Raw genomic sequence first — 7,888 nt, 5'->3', positions numbered from 1 at the left:
TATTGTATAAATTTATTTATGGAATAAAAAAGTTTACTAAACCTACAGCGATCGAGAAAAAAATTATGAATTCTAAAGTTATTATTTTTGATACTACACTACGTGATGGAGAACAAGCATTACAAGCAAGTCTTAGTGTTAAAGAAAAATTAAACATTGCGCTAGCATTAGAAAAATCTGGAATAGATATCATGGAAATAGGATTTCCTATTTCATCTCCTGGAGATTTTAAATCAGTTCAAACTATATCTAAAAAAATTAAAAATAGTCGGATATGCAGTTTAGCGCGTTGTGTAGAAAAAGATATTGATATAGCTGGGGAGGCAATGAAGTCATCTAAATCTTTTCGAATTCATATTTTTTTAGCTACTTCAACGCTTCATATGAAATCAAAATTAAAAAAAAATTTTAATGAAATAATAGATATGGCTATTTATTCAGTAAAGAAAGCTTTACGTTACACAGATGATATCGAATTTTCTTGTGAAGATGCTAGTAGAACTACTATGGATAATTTATGTCGTATTGTAGAAAAATTAATAAAAGCAGGTGTAAAAACAATTAATATTCCCGATACAGTAGGATATACGATTCCTAATGAACTGTCGTTTATTATTAAAAATTTATTTGAGAGGGTACCTAATATTCATAAATCTATAATTTCAGTACATTGTCATGATGATTTAGGAATGGCTGTAGGAAATTCAATATCAGCGATACAGGCAGGCGCTAGACAAATAGAAGGTACTATAAATGGAATTGGTGAAAGAGCTGGAAATACAGCATTAGAAGAAGTAATTATGGCTATTAAGGTAAGAGAAGATATTTTAGGTCTTACTACTAATATAAATCATAAGGAAATTTATCGTACTAGCCAAATTATTAGTCAAATTTGCAATATGCCAATTCCCTCTAATAAAGCTATAGTAGGTAGTAATGCATTTGCACATTCTTCTGGTATTCATCAAGATGGAGTTTTAAAAAATAGAAAAAATTATGAAATTATAGAACCTAGTAGTATTGGTTTAAAAGAGGTGAAATTTAATTTAACTTCTCGGTCGGGGAGAGCTGCAGTAAAACATTATATGGATCAAATGGGGTATGAAAGAAATGACTATAATATAGATGAACTTTATACCTCTTTTTTAAAGCTAGCTGATAAAAAAGGTCAAGTTTTTGATTATGATTTAGAAGCATTAGCATTTATTAATAAACAACAAAATGAATTAGAATATTTTTCTCTAGAATTTTTTAGCGTACAATCTATTTCTAATGGTTTATCTACTGCTTCAGTTAAATTATCATGCGGGGGTGAAATACATACTGAATCATCTACAACAAGTAATGGACCAGTTGATGCTATTTATCAAGCATTGAATAGAATTGTATGTTTTCCTATTATACTACAAAAATTTCAACTTGTAGCGAAGGGAAAAGGTAAAGATGCATTAGGTCAAGTAGATATTTTAGTTGAACATAAAAAAAGAAAATTTCATGGAATGGGTTTAGCTACTGATATTATTGAATCATCAGCTCAAGCAATGATTAATGTATTAAATAATATATGGAAAGCAAAACAAGTGAATAAAAAATTAAAAAGTTTAAAAAAAATTTAAAAAATTAGTATATTTTAAAAAAAATATTATTTTTTAATTTTAATCAAAAGAGAAAAAATTTTTTATGAAAAAAAAATATCGCATTGCAGTATTACCTGGTGATGGCATCGGTCCTGAAGTTATGCAAGAAGCATATAAAATCTTAAATATTTTACAGAATAAATTTTTTCTATCTTTAGAAATAAAAGAATTTAATATTGGTGGAGTTGCAATTGATTGTGAAGGCATTGCTTTACCAAAGACTACATTATTAGGATGTGAAAACTCTGATTCAATTTTATTTGGTTCTGTTGGTGGTAAAAAATGGGATAAACTTCCAATAGAAAAACGTCCAGAAAGAGCTTCTTTATTACCCCTAAGAAAACATTTTAATCTTTTTTCTAATTTAAGACCAGCTAAATTGTATTCAGAATTAAAATTTTTATCTCCTCTTCGTTCTGATATTATAAAAAATGGTTTTGACATTTTGTGTATTAGGGAATTAACAGGTGGAATTTATTTTGGGAAGCCTAGGGGTATTATAAAAGATAATGATGTTAAATATGCTTTTGATACAGAAATTTATCATGAATATGAAATTGTTCGTATTGCTCATTTAGCTTTTAAAATAGCACGTTTAAGAAAAAATAAAGTGTGTTCTATAGATAAATCAAATGTTCTTCAGAGTTCTATTTTATGGAGAGAAATAGTTGAAGATATTTCTAAAAAATATCCAGATGTTCATTTATCTCACTTGTATATTGATAATGCTACTATGCAGATTATTAAAAATCCTAATCAATTTGATATATTATTATGTTCTAATCTTTTTGGAGATATTATTTCTGATGAATGTGCTATGATTACTGGTTCAATTGGAATGTTACCATCAGCAAGTTTAAATGAAAGAAATTTTGGATTATATGAACCTGCAGGTGGTTCTGCACCTGATATAGCAGGTAAAAATATTGCTAATCCTATTGCTCAAATTCTTTCACTATCCATGTTGGTTAGATACGGGATGAATTTAAATAAAATAGCAGATAAAATTGATGAAGCTGTAAATTGTGTATTAAAAAAAGGTTATAGAACTGCAGATATTTCTAATAATAATTGTTTTTTAAAAACTAATGAAATGGGTGATGCTATTGCTAATTCTTTAATTAATGGTAAATAAAAATGAAGAAAACATTATATGATAAAATATATGATTCACATATTGTTTATAAAGATAAAAACAATACATCTCTTATATATATAGATTTACATTTGCTTCATGAAGTTACATCACCTCAGGCTTTTGATTCATTACGCGATAAAAACCGTAAGGTTAGACAGCCTAAAAAAACTTTTGCTACAATGGATCATAATGTTTCTACAACAAGTAAAGATATTAATGCATCAGGTTCGATGGCACAAAGACAGATGAAACAATTAATTAAAAATTGTAATGATTTTAATGTAGCATTATATGATATAAATCATCCTAATCAGGGAATAGTGCATGTTATTGGTCCTGAGCAAGGGATGACTTTACCTGGTATGACAATTGTTTGTGGTGATTCACATACATCTACTCATGGTGCATTTGGTGCATTAGCTTTCGGGATTGGTACTTCAGAGGTAGAACATGTTCTTGCAACTCAAACATTAAAACAAAAACGTTTTAAAAATATGAAAATAGAGATTACGGGTAAGATGCAAAAATATGTTACTGCAAAGGATGTAATTTTATTTATTATTGGAAAATTAGGTTCATCAGGTGGTACAGGATATATAATTGAATTTTGTGGTGATGTCATTGAAAAAATGAACATGGAAGAAAGAATGACAATTTGTAATATGGCAATTGAAATGGGTGCAAAATCAGGTTTAATAGCACCAGACGAAATTACATATTCATATCTAAAAAATAAAATGTATTCCCCCTATGGAAGTTTTTGGGAAAAATCATTAAATTTTTGGAAAAACTTAAAATCTGATAAAAATGCTTTTTTTGATAAGATATTAAAAATAAATATATCAAATCTTTCGCCGCAAATCACTTGGGGGACAAATCCTGATCAGGTAATTTCAATTGATCAAAAAATACCTAATTTTAATAGTTTTAATAACTTGATAAAAAAAGATTTAGCAAAATCTGCTTGTAAATATATGGGTTTAAGTGAAGGTACTTATTTAACTAATATTACTATTAATAAAGTTTTTATTGGTTCTTGTACTAATTCGCGAATAGAAGATTTAAGAGCAGCTTCTACAATAATTAAAGATAAGAAGATTTCTAGTAATGTAAAAGCTATTGTTGTACCTGGATCAGGTTCAGTAAAGAAAAAAGCTGAAAATGAGGGATTAGATAAAATTTTTATTAACGCAGGATTTGAATGGCGTTTACCTGGTTGTTCTATGTGTTTAGGTATGAATAAAGATAGATTAATTGATGGTGACCGTTGTGCTTCTACTAGCAATCGAAATTTTGAGGGTCGTCAGGGTAGGGGGGGTCGTACACATTTGGTAAGTCCTATTATGGCTGCTGCAGCGGCTATACATGGTAGATTTTTTGATGTTAGAAATTTAGATGATAGTGAGAGTAATTAAAAATGTTTAAATTTACTGGTCATACTGGTGTTGTTGTTCCCCTAGATATATCTAATATAGATACTGATATTATTATTCCTAAACAGTTTTTAAAAAGAGTAAATAAAATTGGATTTGGTAAATATTTATTTCATGATTGGCGTTTTCTTGATACAAATCAGTTAGTAAAAAATAAAGAATTTATTTTAAATAAAGAAGTTTATCGAAACGCAAGTATTTTGTTAACTAGGGAGAATTTTGGCTGTGGATCATCGAGAGAACATGCTGTTTGGTCTTTATTAGATTATGGTTTTAAAATAATAATTGCGCCTAGTTTTGCGGATATTTTTTATAGTAATAGTTTTAATAATAAACTTTTGTTAATTACTTTAAGTGAAAATGAAATTACTTGTCTTTTTGATATTGTTAAAAATCAAATAGGAATTAATTTTAATATTAGTTTAATCGACAAAACTATTACTGTAAATAAAAAAGTTTTTTTATTTGAATTAGATGATTATTATCGTTTTTTTTTATTGAATGATTTGGATAGTATTGATTTAACTATGAAGCATTTATCTGATATAAAAATTTATGAGAAGACTATACCTAATTTTCTTTTAAATAGAAGAGATTTTAAAGGTATTTAAAATTTTTTTCTAATGATTTTTCATCTAATCTAGATATTTTTTTCATATCTAAAACAGAAATAAAAATTCTCTTTTCTTCTACCTTGAATTTTTTTGATAAGTTTGGATTTCTTGATAAATAGCTATTTATTTTTGATTGTGGAATTTTATATAAAAAAAATAAAATAAGATAAAAATTATTTTTAAAAAAATAGCGAAATTTTTAAATAAATTTCGCTATTTTTTTAATATTAAAAAAATATGTTTATTTATTTTTTTATATAAGTTTTAAGAATGTTATTTTGCATTTATAGCATAAGAAGCATTTATTAAAAAAAACAAATTGCATTTATTATTTTTTATTCAAAAAAATTCTTGAATTAATATTTTTTTTTTGGTTGAAAATGAGAAATTTGTCTTTTAATAAAAAAAAAAGATATAAAAAAAGAGATTGGATGATTTTTAAAAAAGAGAGGCCCTACGAGTAAACGCATTACAAAAAGGGGTAAATTTTAAAAAACTATTAGTTATCAGGATATGTGTTTGTAGCTATTTTCCTTAAGTAATAATAACTAATATTAACTTGTTTTTTTAGTCCATTAGGACCTAATTTTGTTAATTCACTAATAGAATATTTGGCTACTAGTGCACGAAGAATTGTTTGTCTGGCTTCTTTTTCATCTAATGAAATTAAACGTTGTGCATTTCTTTTTTTCTTATAAAAAGCATGTTTAGAAATTCTATATTTAAAAATATTTTTAATTTGACTATCTTTAGAACGTCTTTTAGCATCAATCATAGTTATTGGTTTAAAACCTTTACTAATAAGGTTTTTATTTATCCATCCTAATTGTTGTCTTTTAGCATCCATCAATTTTTTTTCAGAAATCCCAAATAGCATAAAAAATAATGGAGTAAGTGTAATCATTTTAGGCATATAATTACCTAATATTTTATCCCATGTTTTTTTACAAGTAACAAAACCCATTGGTTCCATAAAATCAGTAATTAATCTAGAAGCACGAGTAATCGATTTATTACCTGCTTTAGATAAAGTAGACAAACCACATTCATCAGATAATTGTTCAACAGATGCTTGAACTAAATCGGAAGAAATATTAAAATGGTAAATCATAGCTAGTACCATAGCTCTCATCGCACATGCTCGATGTTCATTTAATCTTCTAAATCTCTTTAAGGGTGACCCAATTTTAATATTTTTAATTTGTAATATATAATTTAGCTCACATCGAGCGACATCTATTTCTGATGCTCTTTTCATTGCGTAACAAATAAAAGAAGGTCTACGCTTATTGTTTTTAGGTGGTGTAAAAAGTGGATTAGGATTATTTATGTAGCATTTTCTTGATATCATAACATGATACCTAAAAAGTAGATGGTTGATTTTTTCATATATTTACAAAAATAAAATTTTTTTATTTACATCATTTTAATATTTTATAAATTTTTTATCTTTGAGAATATATACTTTACTTTTATTTTTTTTTATGAATAAAATATAATTATAAACAGAAAAGATATTTTTAACATAAATTTTAACTATTTTCAATAATAACTTATTAAAATTTTTAAAAAATTAAGATATTTTTTAATGATATAAAAATATTTTTATAAATTTAATTTACATTCTAAAAAACTATTTAGGTAAAAAAATGGAAAAAATTATTGAAAAGGGTATATATGCTTCTCGTTGGTTAATGTTTCCTGTATATGTAGGTTTATCATTTGGATTTATATTATTAACATTAAAATTTTTTCAACAAATAGTATTTATTATGCCCGATATTGTAGCTATGTCTGAATCAGGTTTAGTTTTAGTAGTTTTATCATTAATTGATATTGCATTAGTAGGTGGATTATTAGTAATGGTAATGTTTTCAGGATATGAGAATTTTATTTCTAAAATGGATATACAAGATAATCAAAAAAGATTGGGATGGATGGGGACTATGGATGTAAATTCAATAAAAAATAAAGTAGCATCATCAATAGTTGCAATATCTTCTGTACATCTTTTACGTCTTTTTATGGAAGCAGAAAAAATATTAGATAATAAAATTATGCTATGTGTTATAATTCATTTGACTTTTGTATTATCTGCTTTTGGAATGGCATACATTGATAAAATGAGCAAAAAAAAAGATGTTCTTCATTAATTATTTTTATAAAATCAATAAAAATTTGAAATTTTTTTATATTAATGTTATATATTTTAAAATATTTAATATTTAAAATAGTAAATTATTATTAGAATCTTTCTTTTAAAAAAATTATTTTTTATCCTTTAATCAAGTGTATTTAGTGCCTAGAAAAAATTATATATATAATCCTAAACCATTTTTTAATCCGTCTAAACCCGAGAGAAAAAAATCTAAATTTATTTTTTATGCAATGAAAAAAGCATCAGAAATAGACGTCTCTAGAAGCAAGTTAAACTATACTTTACTACCTATAGATCCTAAAACTGGTAATGTTTTAACTCGATTTAGACGACTAAATAAACATCGAGCATGTGCTATGAAAGCTATAGTACTTGCCATGTTATATTATTTTAATATTGATACTAAATTAGTTGAAGCTTCTATTGAAAAATTGGCAGACGAATGTGGATTATCTACTTTATCAGATTCTGGTAATAAATCGATTACTCGTGCTTCACGTTTGATAACTGATTTTTTAGAACCAATGGGTTTTGTTAAATGTAAAAAAAATAAAAGTAAATCAATTAGTAATTATACACCTAAAAAAATTTTTTTAACTCCTATGTTTTTTATGTTATGTAAAATTCCACAATCAAAAATAAATAGCTATTTATCAAGAAATTCAAACTTATCAAAAAAATTCAAGGTAGAAGAAAAGAGAATTTTTATTTCTGTTTTAGATATGAAAAAAATATCTAGATTAGATGAAAAATCAGCTAGAAAAAAAATTTTAAATGCCTTAATCAATTACTATTCTGCTAGTGAGCTAACTAAAATAGGTCCTAGAGGTCTTAAAAAAAAGATAGATATTGAATATAGTAATTTGTGTAAGTTATATAAAAAAAACCATAAATAAATTTATACAATA

The 7,888-nt window shown here is 25.5% G+C and carries 7 protein-coding genes; 6 read left to right on the top strand and 1 reads right to left on the bottom strand.

Annotated features, from left to right (window positions below; translation table 11 throughout):
- The first annotated feature begins 65 nt into the window (after positions 1 to 65).
- The 4 genes from leuA (at position 66) to leuD (ending at position 4,819) form a co-directional block, all read left to right on the top strand.
- Positions 66 to 1,616, top strand: a complete 1,551-nt coding sequence (gene leuA, locus D9V61_RS03120; protein ID WP_158339780.1) for a 2-isopropylmalate synthase — start codon at positions 66 to 68, stop codon at positions 1,614 to 1,616.
- 64 nt (positions 1,617 to 1,680) lie between these two features.
- Positions 1,681 to 2,772, top strand: a complete 1,092-nt coding sequence (gene leuB / locus D9V61_RS03115) for a 3-isopropylmalate dehydrogenase (protein ID WP_158339779.1) — start codon at positions 1,681 to 1,683, stop codon at positions 2,770 to 2,772.
- 2 nt (positions 2,773 to 2,774) lie between these two features.
- Positions 2,775 to 4,190 carry a 3-isopropylmalate dehydratase large subunit gene (gene leuC / locus D9V61_RS03110; protein WP_158339778.1) on the top strand — a complete coding sequence of 472 codons (1,416 nt, stop codon included), beginning with the start codon at positions 2,775 to 2,777 and terminating at the stop codon, positions 4,188 to 4,190.
- Between the two features lie 2 nt (positions 4,191 to 4,192).
- On the top strand, positions 4,193 to 4,819 hold the full coding sequence (gene leuD / locus D9V61_RS03105; RefSeq protein ID WP_158339777.1) for a 3-isopropylmalate dehydratase small subunit: 627 nt from the start codon (positions 4,193 to 4,195) through the stop codon (positions 4,817 to 4,819).
- Positions 4,820 to 5,321: 502 nt separating this feature from the next.
- Here the strand turns inward: leuD and repA (D9V61_RS03100) are convergent.
- Positions 5,322 to 6,173: a plasmid replication initiator RepA gene (repA, locus tag D9V61_RS03100; RefSeq protein ID WP_158339776.1), complete on the bottom strand. Its 852-nt coding sequence runs from the start codon at positions 6,171 to 6,173 to the stop codon at positions 5,322 to 5,324.
- 298 nt (positions 6,174 to 6,471) lie between these two features.
- On the opposite strand from repA (D9V61_RS03100), the gene D9V61_RS03095 reads away from it, so the two are divergent.
- Both D9V61_RS03095 and repA (D9V61_RS03090) read left to right on the top strand, forming a co-directional pair.
- Positions 6,472 to 6,975, top strand: coding sequence for a TIGR00645 family protein (locus D9V61_RS03095; protein WP_158339775.1), 504 nt, complete (start codon positions 6,472 to 6,474; stop codon positions 6,973 to 6,975).
- Positions 6,976 to 7,120: 145 nt separating this feature from the next.
- Positions 7,121 to 7,876 (top strand): plasmid replication initiator RepA, encoded by a 756-nt coding sequence (repA, locus tag D9V61_RS03090; RefSeq protein WP_158339774.1) that lies wholly within the window; start codon positions 7,121 to 7,123, stop codon positions 7,874 to 7,876.
- Positions 7,877 to 7,888 lie beyond the last annotated feature (12 nt).

It is taken from the genome of Buchnera aphidicola (Acyrthosiphon lactucae), from assembly GCF_005083565.1.
Taxonomy (GTDB): Bacteria; Pseudomonadota; Gammaproteobacteria; order Enterobacterales; family Enterobacteriaceae; genus Buchnera; species Buchnera aphidicola_AH.
The sequence above is the reverse complement of the archived record's forward strand: the minus strand, read 5'-3'. Positions and strand labels throughout refer to the sequence as shown.

What these genes read in the sequence shown, in the direction of transcription:
- leuA (WP_158339780.1), top strand. Translation starts at nt 66, where the DNA reads ATGAATTCTAAAGTTATTATTTTTGATACTACACTACGTGATGGAGAA.
- leuB (WP_158339779.1), top strand. Translation starts at nt 1,681, where the DNA reads ATGAAAAAAAAATATCGCATTGCAGTATTACCTGGTGATGGCATCGGT.
- leuC (WP_158339778.1), top strand. Translation starts at nt 2,775, where the DNA reads ATGAAGAAAACATTATATGATAAAATATATGATTCACATATTGTTTAT.
- leuD (WP_158339777.1), top strand. Translation starts at nt 4,193, where the DNA reads ATGTTTAAATTTACTGGTCATACTGGTGTTGTTGTTCCCCTAGATATA.
- repA (WP_158339776.1), bottom strand. Translation starts at nt 6,173, where the DNA reads ATGATATCAAGAAAATGCTACATAAATAATCCTAATCCACTTTTTACA.
- D9V61_RS03095 (WP_158339775.1), top strand. Translation starts at nt 6,472, where the DNA reads ATGGAAAAAATTATTGAAAAGGGTATATATGCTTCTCGTTGGTTAATG.